Here is a 15,446-nt window from a genome sequence, read left to right on the forward strand (position 1 = left end):
CCTTGATCCGCTCCTTTGGCGTGTTTCGACATCGCCCTTCTCTGCGGTGTCATGTTTCCAAGCATCTGCATTCAATCAAGCCTTTTCCTGAACCGCAGCGATGCAATGGTCATTCCCAGCACCGCGAAGCCGATCAACCAGGCAGCTTCGGGCAGAACGTCGGCCAATCCGGCATCGCGTAGAAAGACGCCGCGGATGATCCGCAGAAAATGCGTGACCGGCAGCAGATCGGCCAATCGCTGCGCGCCTTCCGGCATGCCCTCGTAGGGAAACATGAACCCCGACAAAAGGATCGAGGGCAGCAGCACGAAAATCGTCATTTGCATCGCCTGCAGCTGGTTCTTGGCAATCGTGGAGATGACCAGCCCAAGCGACAGACTCGCGATGATGAAAAGCAGGGTCACCACCAGCAAGGTCCAGACCGACGCGGTGGTGGTGACCGAAAACAAGGCCCATCCAAGCCCGAGGATGATGGTAACCTGTATCAGGCCGATCCCGACGAAGGGCACGATCTTCCCGATCATCAGCTCCAGCGGACGGATGGGGGTCGCGATGAGCATTTCCATATTGCCCCGTTCGGATTCGCGTACGATTGCCGCGGCGGTGAACATGATCATCGTCATCGTCAGGATGATCCCGACCAGACCGGGCACGATATTGACCACGGTTCGTTGCTCGGGGTTGTAAAACAAGGCGACTTCAAAGGTGGGGGTGGGACGGGTCGATGGTTGGCGCAGCAGCGCCTCAAGCGGCATGGTGCGCAGGGACCGGATCGCGCCGGCCACCAGCGTGTCCGACCCATCCGCGATCCATTGGGCGACGGGGCGCGCGGTGGTGTCCGTTGCGCCCTGGGAAAACCGTGCGCCCACCGCCGGATTGCGGACAAGGCGCTGGCTGACGTCCTTCGGAATGATGAAGGCCGCTCGGACTTCGGCCCGCATGATCGCGCCTTCGGCCTCTGCCACCGTGGCGAACCGGCTTTCAAAGCGGACCACCTGCGTGGCCTCTACCATCTGCACCAGCGCGCGGCTGACGTCCGTATTGCTCTGATCGACGATGGCGGCGGGGATGTGGCGCACCTCCGTGTTGATCGCATAGCCGAACAGGACCAGCTGGATCAGCGGGATCATCACAATCATTCCAAAGGTCAGCCGGTCCCGACGCAGTTGCAGTAACTCCTTGCGGATGATGGCGAGGATATGCCGGTAGGAGATCACGCCGTCCTCTCCGCGGCTCTTTCCCCTGTGGCCAGCACGAACACGTCCTCAAGGTTGGGGCGCGTGGGCTGCGTTTGGATCTCTGCAAACTCCGTAACGGCCGCTGCCACCGTCGCTTGCGGATCATTGGTTTCCGGGGCGACAAGCACACGCAGCCGCGATCCGACCTGCGCCACCGACAAAATACCTGTGGTGGTCGAAAGATGGCGGCGAACGGGCCTCAGGTCCGGACCCGAGACTTCGATGACGCGCCCCTGCACGCGCGCCATCAGATCACGTGGCGCACCTTCTGCCCGTTTTCGCCCCTGATCCAGGATCGCGATCTGGTGGCAGCGTTCGGCTTCATCCATCAGGTGGGTGGACACGATGATCGTGGTTCCACCCTCGACCAGATCAAACAGCTGTTCCCAGAAACTGCGCCGTGTTTCCGGATCGACCGCGGCAGTGGGCTCATCCAGAAACAACAACTCGGGCCGGTGTAGAACCGTCGCGGCCAGCGCAAGACGCTGGCGCTGCCCCCCGCTCATCTCACCGGCAAATTTATCGGCCTGCGCGGCCAGATCGTAGGTATCCAGAAGCTCTTCGATCCGGGCGCGTTTTCGGCTGCCCCCGAAATCGTGGATATCGGCGATGAAGCCGAGGTTCTCCAGAACGGTCAGGTCGCGGTAATGCGTGAAACCCTGCGTCATATATCCGATGTGGCGTTTGAGCGGTTCTGCATTGCCCGGAAGCCGCGTACCCAGAACCAGAGCCTCACCGGCGGTGGGTTTCAGCAAACCAAGTAGCATGCGCATGGCGGTGGTCTTGCCCGATCCGTTTGGGCCCAGCAGGCCGTAGACCGTACCTTTGGTGATCTTCAGATCAACCTTGTCGACCGCCGTCTTGGTCCCGAACATGCGGGTCAGCCCATGGGTTTCCACCACAACTCCGCTCATGGCAGATAGGCCGTCACGGGCAATCCGACCGGAAGATCACCGGCCTGCGGTGGCATGTCCACTTCGGCCATATAGACAAGGCGGCTGCGCTGTTCCTTGTTCAAGGCGTAATAGGGCGTGAAGGCAGGCTCGGACTTGATCCAGCGAACGGTGCCGGAAAAGCGGCCCTCGATCCCATCGACCTCAACCTGCACTTCTGCGCCGATCTTGAGGCCTGCCCGGGCGGGTTCCGGAACATAGATCCGGGCAAAGGGTCGATCATCCGTCAACAGGATTGCCACCGGGCTACCCATCGGCACACGCTCTCCAAGGCTCCAGGGCAGGTTGTCGAGAATGCCATCACGGGATGCGACGATTGTGAGGTTCTGCAGTCGGATCCGCTCGGCAGCGACCTGCGCATCGGCTGCTCTCAGCTTGGCCTCGGCAATGCGAATGTCCTCTTCGCGGGCGCCGGTTTCGATTTCCAGCAAGGCCTGTTCGGCGCTTTGCAGTTCCGCCAGGGCGGCATTGCGCCGCGCGATGTCCTGATCAAGGCTGGCCTGCGTGATCGTTCCGCGTTTCAGCAACTGGCTGTTGCGCTCGACCGTACTCTGCGCCTCGTGATAGACGGCCCGGGTTCCATCGACCCGGGATTGTGCAATCGCGATTTCTTCCTCGCGCGCGCCGGTTTGCAGCCGCTCCAGATCGGCCTGCGCCTGCGCCCGGTTTGCCAGCGTCACATCAAGGTTGGCTTGCGCCAGCCTGTCATCAAGTTGGACTAGAACCGTCCCCGCCGTCACGCTCTGACCTTCGGCGACGGGCAATTCGGTTATGATCTCGTTGGCGGTCGCGGTGAGAGCAACGCGTTCGCGCGCAAGCACGCCCAGCGCCACATGCGTATCGGGTCCCTGACAAGACGGAATTAGAAAAGGCAGGGCGAAGAGCGCCCGTGTCGCCTGCACCATGAAACTCATCATTGCGATACCGGTCTCCCCGTCATGACAGTCTCAGCCAGTCTGCACATGTTTTGAACGTCAGGTACATAGGCGCGACCATAGGAACGGCGGCAGCTGCGATCCCTGATTTATGTCAAAGCGTAGGCGCAGGACCGCTTTATCGTCGGTCGGGAATTGGAGGCGATCCCAGCTTTTTGGTGGTCTCCTAGGATAAGGCAGCGTCGGTAAAGGGACAAAACATGGCAATGCGGAACATCGTGATGCCGATTGCACCGGGGCGCTATGACCCGTCAAGCCTGCGCCGGGCCATCACCCTGGCCAAGCGTCTGCCCTGCCATCTGGACGTGGTCTTTCTGCTTCCGGACCCGAAAGAGACATTCATCTATACGGGCATTGAGCCGACCGAACAGGACGGTCCTTTGTCCGACATCCGCGACCGCATGGAAGATCACGGGCGCAGCGCGGCCGAGGCGTCGCGCCGGATGTTTGCCAAGCTACGTAAGGAGGCCGGGTTGGAGCTGCGGCAAAAACCGTCGCTCGCATCGACTGCCAGCGGCGCATGGCACCGGATCAAGGGGGAGCCGCAGGAGATGATCACCCCCCTGGCCAGACGCGCAGATGCGACGATCTTTACGCCTGAGACCGCCAGATACACTCTGATGGCGGATAATGTTCTGGAGGCTGCCTTGTTGCGGTCAGGGCGCCCGGTGCTCTATCTGCCGGGGGAAGACGGCCAGCAGGTAGATATATCCCGCGTCATGATTGCCTGGGATGGCAGCAGCGCCTGCGTGCGGGCGATCTCGGCCTGGCTCGTCAGTGGTTTGCCGTTGCAGGAGGTTTTTCTCGTGCACGCGGCGGACCCGCATGAGGACCAGCCGAACAGCGACAGTATCCGCGACCATCTTGCCTGGCACGGTGTTCCCTGCACGGTCGAGACCCGCCGCAAGGGCGCCGAGCCCGTCGGTGCCGTGCTGGCAGAAGCCGCAGTCGATCTGCACTGCGGGCTGATCGTCATGGGTGGATATGGTCATTTCCGCAGCTGGGAGGCGATTTTCGGAGGCGTCACGCGCTATATGATACACCATGCCCAACGTTCTCTGTTTATGATGCATTGAGATGAGCGAGACCGTAGCAGATATCCAGACACCCTCGCCAAGCGACAGCACAGGCGCGCATGGGGCCGTCTCCCGCATTGACGGCTCCGTCATTGAGGTGCGCTTTGCAGAGGGCGATTTGCCAGAGATCAATAGCGCACTTGAGGTAAAGTGGGACCGCCCGAGCAAACTGCTGCTGGAGGTACAACAACACGCCGACCCGACCCATGTGCGCTGCGTTGCCATTCATGAAACGGCGGGGCTGGCCTGCGGAATGCCTGTCCTGGCGACCGGCAGCCCGATCACTGTGCCAGTTGGAGAGCAGGTGTTGGGCCGTATGATTAACGTGGTCGGAGAGACGATCGACAAGGGGCCGGACCTGCCCGAAAGCACGCCACGCCGCGGCATTCACCGGCGCGCCCCGCTATTGTCGGTGCAGAATGCAGGCACCGAGGTTTTTTCGAGCGGAATCAAACTGATCGACCTTCTTGCCCCGCTTGCACGCGGCGGAAAGGCCGCCATGTTCGGTGGCGCCGGGGTTGGCAAGACCGTTCTGATCATGGAACTGATCCGCTCCATCGCTGACCGTTACAAGGGGCAATCGGTCTTTGCCGGGGTTGGTGAGCGGTCCCGCGAGGGACATGAGCTGTGGCTCGACCTCAAACGCTCCGGCGTGATCGACAGAACGGTTCTAGTCTTTGGTCAGATGAACGAGCCACCCGGTGCGCGCTGGCGCGTGGCGCTCTCTGCCCTCACCGTTGCCGAGTATTTCCGAGATGAAATGGCGCAGGACGTCTTGTTCCTGATCGACAATGTTTTTCGCTTTGTTCAGGCCGGTTCAGAGGTCTCGGGTCTGCTGGGGCGTTTGCCGTCGCGCGTGGGCTATCAGCCAACGCTGGCGACGGAAATCGCAGAGCTGGAGGAACGGATTGCCTCGGTCCGCAGCGCAGCGGTTACCTCGATCCAGGCGGTCTATGTCCCGGCAGATGATTTCACCGATCCGGCGGTCGCGGAAACCTTCACCCATCTCGACAGTGCTATCGTGCTCAGCCGGGACATGGCCAGCGAAGGTCTGTATCCCGCGATTGATCCGCTCGCCTCAAGCTCATCGCTCCACGATCCCCTGATTATCGGTCAGCGCCACTATGATACTGCCGAGCGGGTGCGGCGCCTGATCGAGCAGTACAGGGAACTGCAGGAGATCATCTCGCTGCTCGGGATCGACGAGCTGAGCGCGACGGACCGGCAGGCCGTCGGGCGCGCGCGGCGCCTTATCCGGTTCATGACGCAGCCGTTTGTCGTGACCTCACAATTTACCGGACGGGCCGGGGTCTCGGTCAGTCTTGAAGACACGCTGACCGGATGCGAGGCCATTCTGGACGGTGAGACCGACGATTGGGACGAAAGCGCACTTTATATGGTGGGCACGCTGGAAGACGCCCGGGCGGCGCAAGCCAAGTTGCGGCAGAGCACATGAAACTTGTCGTCGCCACCCCTACGGAGATTGTCGAGGACGTCGATGACATCGTCTCGGTCCGTGCAAGCGACGATACCGGCGCCTTTGGTATCCAGCCCGGACATGCGGATTTCCTGGCGGTCCTGCCAATTTCGGTTGTCAGCTGGCGGACCAAGACGCGTTCCGGAGTGGTTGTCATCCGGGGCGGCATCCTCACGGTGCAGGGCGGGATCAGGATCGACATCGCCGCCCGCGGCGCCTGGCGCGAGGATCAGCTTTCCGATCTCGGGCCCAGCGCACTTGCGGAATTGCAGCGCGAGGACAGCGACGAAGATGTGACGCGCAAATCCGAACACCGCCTGCATCTGGCCACTATGCGCCAGATCGAACGGTTGCTGCGGGGCGCGCGCAAGGAGACGACCACGCCACGACTGGACGCCGGGGCCAGCCCGGGGGCAGGGGAGGCGCGATCATGAGCGATCCGGACAACAACGAACGCGATGAAATGCTGAAGGTCATCCGCACAACTCAGGACCGGCGCCAGAAATGGCAGGAGGAGGGCGAACGTCCCCTGTGGAAGAACCTTTCGATGATCGGCGCGCTGGGCTGGCTCATCGTCGCGCCAACGCTGCTCGGCGTTTTTTTGGGCCGGTGGCTTGATAGCAAGCTGGGCACCGGTGTTACTTTCAGCGGCGCCCTGACATTTGCGGGCGCCTGTTTCGGCTTTTTCCTTGCATGGCACAGGATGAATGAGAAATGACATTATACCTTTTGTTGAGCCAATTCCTGAACCTGCTCCCCTGGCTGCTTGCGGGCCTCGTCCTGGGGGCTGTCTATTTTGTCCTTTTGGGGCGGACGGTTGCGGCAATCGAAGCTGATGCGGGATGGCGCCGCGCGGCGGTGTTCGTTGGCCTGCGGCTGGTGCTGGCAACCGGGGCATTCGCATTGGCGGCCATGCAGGGCACGGCGCCGCTGGTCCTGACGCTGCTGGGGTTCATCGCGGCGCGCATGATCGCCATCCGGCGGGTCAAAGGACAGGGCTGATGGACGCGAGCCCGCTGCTGCCCGATATCCTGTTTCACATCGGCCCGGTGCCGATCAGCCGCGCCGTGGTGACGACCTGGGCGTTGATGCTGGCCATGGCAGCGTTCCTGCGCATCGCGTTACGCAGACCCGCCCATGATGCCGGCCCTGTTCAGGCGGCGCTCGAAGTTGTGCTGCTCGCCATTGTGAAACAGCTGCGCGAGATCCTCGGGCGTGATCCCTGGCCCTTCCTGCCGCTGCTTGGGTCACTATTTCTGTTCCTCTGCCTTGCCAATCTTGCGGCTGTGCTGCCCGGTGCCACACCGCCCACCGGACATATTGAGACGCCCGCCGCGCTGGCGTTGATCGTCTTCCTGTCGGTGCATTTCTACGGTCTGAAGATTCGCGGCACGGGGCCATATCTGCGGCACTATCTGGAGCCGAGCCCGCTTCTCCTGCCGCTGAATATCCTGTCGGAGCTGACGCGGACCTTTTCGCTGATGATCCGCCTGTTCGGCAACATGATGAGCCACGAGTTCGTCCTGGCCATCGTGGTGTTTCTGACCGGCCTACTGGTTCCGGTCCCGTTTCTGCTGCTCGGGATCCTGATCGGGATAATCCAAGCCTACATCTTCACCGTTCTCGCCGCCGTCTACATCGCTGCCGCTGTCGGCGCGGTCGAGACATAAGGAAAGGGAAATCATGGACTATATCGAACATGTCAGCGTCATCGGAGCGGCAGTCGCCGTGTCATTCGGTGCGATCATGCCGGCCTATAGCGAGGGGCGTGCCATCGCTGCGGCGATGGAGGCAATTTCCCGGCAACCAGAGGCCGCCGCGACATTATCGCGGACGCTGTTTGTCGGCCTCGCCATGATCGAAACCATGGCGATCTACTGTCTCGTCATCGCGCTGCTGCTTCTTTACGCCAATCCGTTTGTGGGCTGAGAATGCAGATCGACTGGTGGACACTGGGACTTCAGACGGTCAACTTCCTGATCGTCATCTGGCTTCTGAGCCGGTTCCTTTATCGTCCGATCCGCAGGATCATCGAAGAGCGTGAAGCGGCGGACAAGGCCGCAAGCGATGCGGCCAAGGACCAACTGGAAGAAGCGCAGGCCGTCCGGCGCACCTATGAGGACAAGACTGCGCAGCTTGCTGCAGAGCGGCAGGAACGGGAAGCCGCCTTTCACAAATCCCTAGAGGCCGAAAGGGATAAACGCCTTGAGGCGGCGCGCAAAGAGGCAGCGCAGCTGCTGACGGATGCGCGTGCAAAAATCGAAGAGGACAAACATCAGGCGCTGCAATCGCTCAAACATCAGATTGAGGCGCTTGCGACAGATCTGGCGCGGGTGGCGCTTCGTGGTCCCTGTACAGTTCCGGAAACGCTTGCGCAGGTTCAGGCCCATCTTGACGGTCTGGCACAGGGCGATCTCGACAAGCTCAAGGACGACCTGCAGGCCAAGGATGCTGCAATGACCGTGGTGATGGCTCATGGCCTCTCGGATGAGGAGAAGGTGGCCTGGAATGCCTGCCTGTCCAAGTATTTCGGGGCGGACGTAGCCGTGGTTTTCACTGAAAAGGCCGAGATCCTTGGCGGGGCGGAATTGCATTTCCCACATGCCGCCCTGCGGTTTTCCGTGGCCGACCGGCTGAAACGCGCCGCGCAGTCGCTGGAGGTCTGAGCCATGGTTCTGGAAACCCCGCTTTCTGATTGGATATCCGGCGCCCGCGACCGGCTGGAGCAGACCCGTCTTGCGCCTGAGCTGGAGCAGGTCGGACGCGTAGAGCAGATCGGGGACGGTGTCGCGCATGTTTCGGGATTGGGGCAGACGCGTCTTGATGAGCTTTTGCGTTTTGAGGATGGCAGCATGGGAATGGCGATGACTATCGCCGAAGACAGCCTGGGCTGCGTGCTGTTGTCGCCCTATGAGGAAATCACCGCAGGCAGCCGGGTCTTCAACACCGGGACTATCGCGCGGGTTCCGGTTGGCGACGGGTTGCTGGGGCGTATCATATCACCGCTTGGAGAACCTCTGGATGGTGGGCCGCCGGTTGTCGCGGCGCGGTATGATCCGATCGAAAAACCTGCGCCTGGCATCGTTGATCGTGATCTTGTCACCGAACCCTTGCTGACTGGCCTGACCGTGGTCGACGCGATGATCCCCCTTGGGCGGGGGCAGCGTCAGCTCATCATCGGGGACCGGAAGACGGGGAAGACCTCGATCGCGGTCGATACGATCATCAATCAGCGCGACACCGATGTCGTCTGCATCTACGCCTCCATCGGGCAGAAAAGCTCGACCGTGTCGCGCGTGGTCGAATCCATCCGCGCGCATGGGGCCATTGATCGTTGCATCTGCGTTGTGGGGGCCGCTGATGCCGCGCCCGGGGCGCAGTGGATCACCCCCTTTGCGGCCTGTAGCATCGCCGAATATTTTCGCGACCGGGGCCTGCATGCGCTGCTGGTGATGGACGACCTGACCAAACATGCGATGGTCTACCGACAATTGTCGCTTCTGCTGCGCAAGCCCCCGGGGCGCGAGGCCTATCCCGGCGATGTCTTCTACCTGCATTCGCGTTTGCTGGAACGGGCTGCGAAACTGGCGCCCGATCTTGGTGGCGGCTCGCTGACGGCCCTGCCGATTGCGGAGACGCAGGCCGAGAACCTGACCGCCTATATTCCCACCAACCTGATCTCGATCACCGATGGGCAGATCATCGTGGGGCAGAAACTGTTCTATGAGGGGCAAAAGCCCGCGGTGAACGTCGGATTGAGTGTCAGTCGCGTCGGTGGCGCCACGCAGGCCAAGGCGATCAAGTCTCTCGCCCAATCGCTGAAGCTGGACTACGCGCAATACCTTGAGCTGGAAATCTTCACCCGTTTTGGTGCGATGGTGGATGACAAGACTGCCAGAACCATCGCTCATGGCCGTCGGTTAAGGGCGATCCTCGCGCAGCCCGAGTACCAGCCCTTGCCGCTGTCGCTGCAGGTTGCCCTGCTGCTGGCCATATCCGACGGCATGCTGGATGAGATGCCGCTGCCGGATATTCCCAAGTTTCGGGAGATGCTGGCGCAGCGCCTGCCAAGCCAGCGCCCCAATGTGGTGGCCGAAATAGACAAAACGCATGCGCTTTCTGATGAGGCGCGCGATGCGCTGCGTGAGTTCGCGCGGTCCTGCGCAGATGAGTTCAACCGCATCCACCGCGCTGAGGGCGCGTCAGGTGGTTGAACTTGCCCGCATAGAGGCCCGGCTCGAAAGCCTCGGGCAGCTTGGCGTTCTGGTCACGGCGATGCGGTCCATGGCCGCTGTGCGGGCACGCGAAGCTCAGGAGGCGCTGATCGGCACACAGGCTTTCTGTGCCACGGTGGACCGCGCGATCGCGAGCCTTAGCCAATTGCCTGGGCGCAAGACACCAGACGAGACTGGCGCGCCTGTCCTGCTGGTGATCACCTCGGAAAACGGATTCGTGGGCGGCTTCAACACGCGCATCATGGAGCATGTGCAAGAGATCCGCATGCCAGAAGAGAGGCTTGTGCTGATCGGGCGGCGCGGTCAGATCCTGGCGGGCGAGATGCACATGCAGCCGGAGGTCGCGCTGCCGATGACCTCGCGAGTGAGCGGTGTGACGCAACTTGCGCGGCGGGCGACCAACCGGTTGATGGGAGCGACACACGCGCGGGTGGTCTTTGCCCAGCATGAGAAAAGCGGCACCTACGCGGTCGTGCATCGCTCTGTCCTGCCGCTTGCGGCAGATCCCCCGCAGAATGCCGCTGCTGCGCCGCCGTTGCACCATTTGCCCACGCCAGAGCTGCTGGACCGGCTCGCGGGGGAATATCTCTTTGCCGAGATCGCCCATGCATTGATGGAAAGCCTTGCCTGTGAAAACAATGTGCGGCTGCTGACCATGGATGCGGCGACGCGCAATATCGACTCCCGTTTCGACAAGTTGCGCAGAGAGGAACGACAGGCCCTGCAGGAGCAGACGACATCGGACATGCTCGATGTCATCGTTGGCTCCGAGGCGGTCGAAGGCAAATAACGCCGACAGGGTTAAGCCCGCACCCAAGCCCAGGCGGCATCAAGCGCATCGCCATCGAACACCTTGACCTCGCCCTTCATCAGGAACGCGCTGAGCTTGAGGCACCAGACGACCCAATCGGGCGCGCCGACAAGGGCGAGACGTTCAAAATCCGAGGCATGCTTTAGCCCGAAAGACATGTCGTCCCAGGCGGCCCTGATATCCCACCCTTCAAAACCACTGTCCGCGAAGAACAGGAGGCGCAGTTTGCCGTAGGTGTCAAAACGCGCTTCGAGTTCGGGCAACAAGGTGGTGTAGTCCTCTTCGTGCAAAAGTCCGGAGGCCCGTATACCGACGACGGGCCCGTCGCTTTCTTTCATGATTTTGAGCATCGTCCTGCGGTCCTTTCTGCATTGCGTCTGTTTGGCGGGCATCGCCGATGGCGGGTTCGCTCCGGCGCGCCGTCAGATTTCGAAACTCTGATGCATGGTCGGAAACTCGATCCGCTCCGATTTAAGGCCCTTTGCAAAGGTTTTTCGTGCGTCTTCTTCCCCGTGGATCAGGAAGGTAATGTCGGGCGTGCGGTTCTTTTCATGCCAGGCGCGCAGTTCCTTTTTGCCTGCATGGGCGGAAAATCCGTTGATCGTGTGGATGCGAGCCCGGACCGGGATGTGATCGCCGAACAGTTTCACCGACTGAGCGCCGTCGATGATGATACGCGCGAGCGTGCCCTCGGCAGCGAAGCCGACGAAAATGACGCTGCATTCTTCGTGGGCGAGGTTGTGCCTCAGGTGTTGCCGGACGCGACCCCCCGTGCACATGCCCGACCCCGCCATGATCACCGCGCCAGAGTGTATGTGGTTGAGCTGCATCGATTCTGCCGTCTCACGCGTGAATTCCAACTCGGGCAGTGAAAAGGGATCTTGCCCCGACCGGATCTGCTCCGCGATTTCGCGGGTCATCGCCTCGGGATGGTTGCGAAAGATCTTTGTGGCCGAAATCGCCATCGGGGAGTCGAGAAATACCCTCAAATCCTGTGGCAGGATATCCCGTTTGATGCCTTCATTCATGAAGAAGAGCAGCTCCTGCGCCCGCTCCAGGGCAAAGGTTGGAATGATGACATTGCCGCCCCGTGCCTGCGTATCAGCGATGGCTTCGAGCAATTCATCCACCGAGGCCTCAAGCGAGCGGTGATCGCGATCGCCATAGGTGGTTTCCATCACGATGATATCCGCATCACCCGGCGGCTGAGCATTACTCAGGAACGGCCTGTCCGATGGGCCGATATCGCCCGAGAACAGGATGCGGCGATTGCGCCCGTCCTCGGTGACGCTAAGCAGGATGCTGGCCGAGCCAAGGATATGGCCCGCCTCATAGAAGATGGCGCTTGCGTCGTGCCCGATGCGGATGGGCTCACCGTAGTCAGCGATGCGATTGAAGTGGTCAAAGCTCATGACCGCGTCGAGCGTGTCATAGAGCGGCTGATGTTTGTGCCCTTTCTCGGAGTGCCGTTGCCGCCGACGCGCCTCTTCTTCGTGAAGATGCGCGGAATCGAGGATGACCAGCCGGGCCAGATCCCGGGTTGCGGCAGTACAGATGATGTCGCCCCGGAAGCCCCGGTTCACCAGCAGCGGAATGCGTCCGCAATGATCCAGATGCGCATGGGTAAGGAGCAGGACGTCGATAGAGGCAGGGTCGAAGCCGAAGTCGCCGACATTTTCTTCCTTGAGTTCGTGGCCGCCCTGAAACATGCCGCAATCCACCAGGATCTTGAGGTTGCCAACCGTCACCAGATGGCAGGACCCGGTGACAGTACCAGCGGCGCCGTGAAACGAAATCTGCATCCTCTATTCCTCCTGTTCGACGATGGATTTTCCGGCACGGGCGTACCAGCGTTGGATGTCCTCCCAGATTTCCTCGGCCGTTTCGGCGAACCAGAAAAGGTCCCGGTCCTCGGGGGCGATGACACCCTCGTCGACCAAAAATTCGGGATCAAAGGCGCCGCGCCAGTAGTCTTCTCCGACCAGGATCAGCGGCATCGGCGCGATCTTACGGGTCTGGATCAGGGTTAGGGCCTCAAAGAACTCATCAAGCGTGCCATAGCCGCCGGGAAAGATCACCAGGGCACGTGCCCGGAGCAAGAAATGCAGCTTTCTGATCGCGAAATAGTGGAACCGGAAGCAAAATCCGGGGGTCAGATAGGGGTTTGGGAACTGCTCGTGCGGCAGGGTAATGTTCAGTCCCACGGTTGTTGCGTCCATATCATGCGCACCGCGGTTTGCGGCTTCCATCAGGCCCGGCCCACCGCCCGTAACCAGTGCCAGCTTGTCGCCGTTCGTTTGCTCCTGTGCCCCGACGATGCGTCCGAATTCACGCGCAACCTCGTAATAGTGGCTTTTGTCCAGTAGACGCCTTGCGATCCTCAGATCGCGTTCGAGGCCCGAAGGCCAGTGCTCTGCAGGACCGTTCTGAACCGCCTCGAGCTCTGCCACCTTGCGCTGGGCGGCTTTCGGCTCCGGGATCCGGGTGCTTCCGAACACCACAATGGAGTGTTTGATCCGATGGTGCTCAAGGAGCCGCTCTGCCTTGAGATAGTCCAACTGCAGCCGGACACCGCGGGTGTCTTCACTTTGCAGGTAATCGATGTCCTCGTCCGCGCGCCTGTACTCTGGTGACCTCATGATCGCCTGGACCAGAGACAGAGCCTCCGGGTCTTCATGAGAGGGCTTCGGGGTTTTCCAAGGCAGGTCCGTTTGCCGCCGCTCGGGGTGCGCCGGCTCCGGTTTATGCGATTGTTTCGATCTGTGTTTCACCCTGTGCCTCCGCAGGGCGCCCGCTCTGTCGGGCGCTGGGGCATTATCGCAGCCCACAGGTCCAGCACGTTGACAAAGATCAATGGCGTGGAGCGTTCATGTGACCGCTCCTGTAGCCATGGAGGCGTAAACGCCCGGCGCTGGGCCGCGCCCACATGGTCGCCTGAAATGGCAACGAAATCCAGCCACAAACGGGTCTGAAAAGTGAGCATCTAAGGGGGGTATGGCGGAGAGACAGGGATTCGAACCCTGGAGACGGTTTCCCGCCTACACACTTTCCAGGCGTGCGCCTTCGACCACTCGGCCACCTCTCCGTGAGGCGCACTTCTGATGTATTTCGGGGGGGATTGCAAGACCATTTTCGGCAAAAAATCCAATGTTTTTCGAGGGGCGAAATGTCCGGTTCTAAGGTCCTTCAGGATGGCCTGTCTGCAATGCTCGCAGTGGGCAATTCCTGCCTTGTTCGGGGCGGTTATTCGCCGCGAAATCTGGTTTGGGGCAGGGGGGCGACGTTCACGGCGCTGTGGGTTTCCCGTGGCTCCCTGTTGCCTCCGGTGAAATGTGCTACACCCCAGCCCTGTCGAATCGTGTATGACTGGGCACCCCGGCCTGCGCCGAAGGCAGGCCGTATTGAGGATGGAGCCAAGGCTGTGAATACCAAGCTGGAACAAGCAGCGCGTCTGAGTGTGGCGCCGATGATGGACTGGACCGACAGGCACTGTCGTTACCTGCATCGCCTGTTGAGCCGTGAGACACTCCTATATACAGAAATGGTCACCGCACCTGCGCTGGTGCGGGGTGGGGCCTTGCATCTGCTGGCCTTCAATCCCGAGGAGCACCCGGTGGCGCTGCAGCTGGGCGGGTCCGAGCCGCAGGAACTGGCCGAGGCCGCGCGGCTTGGCGAAGAGGCGGGCTATGATGAGGTGAACCTCAATTGCGGTTGTCCCAGCGATAGGGTGCAATCCGGTGCCTTCGGGGCGGTTCTGATGCAGACGCCGGATCTTGTGGCGGAGTGCGTGGCGGCCATGCGCGCCAAGGTCCAGGTCGATGTCACCGTGAAATGCCGCATCGGCGTTGATGAGCAGGAACCGCAGGACATCCTGCCGGTGTTTCTGGAGAAAATTCGCGCTGCGGGTTGCCGCCGCGTGACGATCCACGCGCGCAAGGCCTGGCTGCAAGGGCTGTCACCCAAGGAAAACAGGGATATCCCGCCGCTAGATTACGATCTGGTGCATCAGATGAAGGCGGCGTTTCCCGATCTGCATATCTCACTGAACGGTGGCATTGCCTCCCTGGACGCGGCGCGGGAACATCTGGACCGGGGTCTTGATGGCGTCATGGTCGGACGCGCGGCCTATCACCAGCCCGCCGATATTCTGTCGGCTGCCGACCCGGTGATCTATGGCATCGGCGAGCCGCGCGACGCATCCGCCGTGGTGCATGAGATGCTTCCCTATATCGAGCGGCAGTTGAGCGATGGCGCGCGGCTGCATCAGATTACCCGACATATGCTGGGTCTTTTTGCCGGTAAACCCGGCGCGCGTGCATGGCGGCGGATCCTCTCCGAGGGCGCGAACCGTCCGGGGGCCGGTCCTGATCTGGTGTTGGAAGCGCTGTCACAGGTGGCAGAGCGCTCTGCCGCCTGAGGCATCCGTCAGCCGGAGACCGGTGAACCATCAATCCTGTGCTGACTGACCGCTGTACGCGGGCGGCGTTATTTGCGCTCCAGTCGGGCAGCGCGACCGCCACGGCGTTTGGTCAGCCCGGCGGCACGCCCCGGCAGTTCTTCCATCACCGCAGCGCGTTCATCATTGCTCATCCGCGACCACTGGGTAATTTCGTCAATCGAGCGGTAGCAGCCAGTGCAGATCCGCTCTGCGGGGTGAACCACACAGATCTTGATGCAAGGCGACTGAATTTCGTCGCGTTTCCAGACCTTGTCGCTCATGC

18 protein-coding genes and 1 tRNA gene are annotated in these 15,446 nt (G+C 61.4%); 11 read left to right on the forward strand and 8 right to left on the reverse strand.

Features of this window, described 5'->3' with window-relative positions; all coding sequences use genetic code 11:
• Positions 1-71: 71 nt before the first annotated feature.
• Genes SM766_RS13455 through SM766_RS13465 form a run of 3 tightly spaced genes read right to left on the reverse strand, consistent with a single transcriptional unit; the run spans position 72 to position 3,108 of the window.
• Complete coding sequence (locus SM766_RS13455) at positions 72-1,217, reverse strand: ABC transporter permease (protein WP_368948081.1); 1,146 nt, start codon at positions 1,215-1,217, stop codon at positions 72-74.
• Positions 1,214-2,152 carry an ABC transporter ATP-binding protein gene (locus SM766_RS13460; RefSeq protein WP_368948082.1) on the reverse strand — a complete coding sequence of 313 codons (939 nt, stop codon included), beginning with the start codon at positions 2,150-2,152 and terminating at the stop codon, positions 1,214-1,216. Before SM766_RS13460 ends, SM766_RS13455 begins: the two co-directional genes overlap by 4 nt.
• On the reverse strand, positions 2,149-3,108 hold the full coding sequence (locus tag SM766_RS13465; protein ID WP_368948083.1) for an HlyD family secretion protein: 960 nt from the start codon (positions 3,106-3,108) through the stop codon (positions 2,149-2,151). Before SM766_RS13465 ends, SM766_RS13460 begins: the two co-directional genes overlap by 4 nt.
• 218 nt (positions 3,109-3,326) lie before the next feature.
• Between SM766_RS13465 and SM766_RS13470 the strand changes: the two genes are divergently transcribed.
• Genes SM766_RS13470 through SM766_RS13515 form a run of 10 tightly spaced genes read left to right on the forward strand, consistent with a single transcriptional unit; the run spans position 3,327 to position 10,704 of the window.
• Positions 3,327-4,202 (forward strand): universal stress protein, encoded by an 876-nt coding sequence (locus SM766_RS13470; protein ID WP_368948084.1) that lies wholly within the window; start codon positions 3,327-3,329, stop codon positions 4,200-4,202.
• Between the two features lies 1 nt (position 4,203).
• On the forward strand, positions 4,204-5,658 hold the full coding sequence (atpD, locus tag SM766_RS13475) for a F0F1 ATP synthase subunit beta (protein WP_368948085.1): 1,455 nt from the start codon (positions 4,204-4,206) through the stop codon (positions 5,656-5,658).
• Positions 5,655-6,113, forward strand: coding sequence for a F0F1 ATP synthase subunit epsilon (locus SM766_RS13480; RefSeq protein ID WP_368948086.1), 459 nt, complete (start codon positions 5,655-5,657; stop codon positions 6,111-6,113). The genes atpD and SM766_RS13480 overlap by 4 nt, the downstream gene beginning before the upstream one ends.
• On the forward strand, positions 6,110-6,397 hold the full coding sequence (locus SM766_RS13485) for an AtpZ/AtpI family protein (RefSeq protein ID WP_065270499.1): 288 nt from the start codon (positions 6,110-6,112) through the stop codon (positions 6,395-6,397). The genes SM766_RS13480 and SM766_RS13485 overlap by 4 nt, the downstream gene beginning before the upstream one ends.
• On the forward strand, positions 6,394-6,681 hold the full coding sequence (locus tag SM766_RS13490) for an N-ATPase subunit AtpR (RefSeq protein WP_368948087.1): 288 nt from the start codon (positions 6,394-6,396) through the stop codon (positions 6,679-6,681). Before SM766_RS13485 ends, SM766_RS13490 begins: the two co-directional genes overlap by 4 nt.
• Entirely contained in the window at positions 6,681-7,349 is a 669-nt protein-coding gene (gene atpB / locus SM766_RS13495; protein WP_368948088.1) for a F0F1 ATP synthase subunit A, read from the forward strand. Before SM766_RS13490 ends, atpB begins: the two co-directional genes overlap by 1 nt.
• Positions 7,350-7,362: 13 nt before the next feature.
• Complete coding sequence (locus SM766_RS13500) at positions 7,363-7,608, forward strand: F0F1 ATP synthase subunit C (protein WP_065270496.1); 246 nt, start codon at positions 7,363-7,365, stop codon at positions 7,606-7,608.
• 2 nt (positions 7,609-7,610) lie between these two features.
• Positions 7,611-8,345, forward strand: coding sequence for a F0F1 ATP synthase subunit delta (locus SM766_RS13505; protein ID WP_368948089.1), 735 nt, complete (start codon positions 7,611-7,613; stop codon positions 8,343-8,345).
• A gap of 3 nt (positions 8,346-8,348) precedes the next feature.
• Positions 8,349-9,893: a F0F1 ATP synthase subunit alpha gene (locus tag SM766_RS13510; protein ID WP_368948090.1), complete on the forward strand. Its 1,545-nt coding sequence runs from the start codon at positions 8,349-8,351 to the stop codon at positions 9,891-9,893.
• Complete coding sequence (locus tag SM766_RS13515; RefSeq protein ID WP_368948091.1) at positions 9,847-10,704, forward strand: F0F1 ATP synthase subunit gamma; 858 nt, start codon at positions 9,847-9,849, stop codon at positions 10,702-10,704. Before SM766_RS13510 ends, SM766_RS13515 begins: the two co-directional genes overlap by 47 nt.
• A gap of 11 nt (positions 10,705-10,715) precedes the next feature.
• Here the strand turns inward: SM766_RS13515 and SM766_RS13520 are convergent, their stop codons facing one another.
• From SM766_RS13520 to SM766_RS13535, 4 genes are all read right to left on the reverse strand, one after another.
• Positions 10,716-11,075 carry a SpoIIAA family protein gene (locus tag SM766_RS13520; RefSeq protein WP_368948092.1) on the reverse strand — a complete coding sequence of 120 codons (360 nt, stop codon included), beginning with the start codon at positions 11,073-11,075 and terminating at the stop codon, positions 10,716-10,718.
• Between the two features lie 72 nt (positions 11,076-11,147).
• Positions 11,148-12,527 (reverse strand): MBL fold metallo-hydrolase RNA specificity domain-containing protein, encoded by a 1,380-nt coding sequence (locus SM766_RS13525; RefSeq protein WP_274833447.1) that lies wholly within the window; start codon positions 12,525-12,527, stop codon positions 11,148-11,150.
• A gap of 3 nt (positions 12,528-12,530) precedes the next feature.
• Positions 12,531-13,364: an LOG family protein gene (locus SM766_RS13530; protein ID WP_368948093.1), complete on the reverse strand. Its 834-nt coding sequence runs from the start codon at positions 13,362-13,364 to the stop codon at positions 12,531-12,533.
• 356 nt (positions 13,365-13,720) lie between these two features.
• Positions 13,721-13,810 (reverse strand) — tRNA-Ser (locus SM766_RS13535).
• A gap of 336 nt (positions 13,811-14,146) precedes the next feature.
• Here SM766_RS13535 and dusA point away from each other — a divergent pair.
• The gene (gene dusA / locus SM766_RS13540) at positions 14,147-15,142 is read left to right on the forward strand and encodes a tRNA dihydrouridine(20/20a) synthase DusA (RefSeq protein WP_274829097.1); all 996 of its coding nucleotides are present in this window, start codon (positions 14,147-14,149) and stop codon (positions 15,140-15,142) included.
• A gap of 68 nt (positions 15,143-15,210) precedes the next feature.
• On the opposite strand, the gene SM766_RS13545 is transcribed toward dusA, so the two are convergent.
• Positions 15,211-15,444: a DUF1289 domain-containing protein gene (locus SM766_RS13545; protein WP_065273486.1), complete on the reverse strand. Its 234-nt coding sequence runs from the start codon at positions 15,442-15,444 to the stop codon at positions 15,211-15,213.
• Positions 15,445-15,446 lie beyond the last annotated feature (2 nt).

The organism is Pseudophaeobacter sp. A-200-2 (genome assembly GCF_041008815.1).
Lineage (GTDB): Bacteria > Pseudomonadota > Alphaproteobacteria > Rhodobacterales > Rhodobacteraceae > Phycobacter > Phycobacter gallaeciensis_A.

Coding starts and splice junctions, on each gene's coding strand:
- SM766_RS13525 (WP_274833447.1), bottom strand. CDS start 12,527: ATGCAGATTTCGTTTCACGGCGCCGCTGGTACTGTCACCGGGTCCTGC.
- SM766_RS13500 (WP_065270496.1), top strand. CDS start 7,363: ATGGACTATATCGAACATGTCAGCGTCATCGGAGCGGCAGTCGCCGTG.
- SM766_RS13480 (WP_368948086.1), top strand. CDS start 5,655: ATGAAACTTGTCGTCGCCACCCCTACGGAGATTGTCGAGGACGTCGAT.
- SM766_RS13460 (WP_368948082.1), bottom strand. CDS start 2,152: ATGAGCGGAGTTGTGGTGGAAACCCATGGGCTGACCCGCATGTTCGGG.
- SM766_RS13545 (WP_065273486.1), bottom strand. CDS start 15,444: ATGAGCGACAAGGTCTGGAAACGCGACGAAATTCAGTCGCCTTGCATC.
- SM766_RS13510 (WP_368948090.1), top strand. CDS start 8,349: ATGGTTCTGGAAACCCCGCTTTCTGATTGGATATCCGGCGCCCGCGAC.
- SM766_RS13520 (WP_368948092.1), bottom strand. CDS start 11,075: ATGCTCAAAATCATGAAAGAAAGCGACGGGCCCGTCGTCGGTATACGG.
- SM766_RS13490 (WP_368948087.1), top strand. CDS start 6,394: ATGACATTATACCTTTTGTTGAGCCAATTCCTGAACCTGCTCCCCTGG.
- SM766_RS13470 (WP_368948084.1), top strand. CDS start 3,327: ATGGCAATGCGGAACATCGTGATGCCGATTGCACCGGGGCGCTATGAC.
- atpB (WP_368948088.1), top strand. CDS start 6,681: ATGGACGCGAGCCCGCTGCTGCCCGATATCCTGTTTCACATCGGCCCG.
- SM766_RS13465 (WP_368948083.1), bottom strand. CDS start 3,108: ATGATGAGTTTCATGGTGCAGGCGACACGGGCGCTCTTCGCCCTGCCT.
- SM766_RS13505 (WP_368948089.1), top strand. CDS start 7,611: ATGCAGATCGACTGGTGGACACTGGGACTTCAGACGGTCAACTTCCTG.
- SM766_RS13530 (WP_368948093.1), bottom strand. CDS start 13,364: ATGAGGTCACCAGAGTACAGGCGCGCGGACGAGGACATCGATTACCTG.
- SM766_RS13515 (WP_368948091.1), top strand. CDS start 9,847: ATGAGTTCAACCGCATCCACCGCGCTGAGGGCGCGTCAGGTGGTTGAA.
- SM766_RS13485 (WP_065270499.1), top strand. CDS start 6,110: ATGAGCGATCCGGACAACAACGAACGCGATGAAATGCTGAAGGTCATC.
- atpD (WP_368948085.1), top strand. CDS start 4,204: ATGAGCGAGACCGTAGCAGATATCCAGACACCCTCGCCAAGCGACAGC.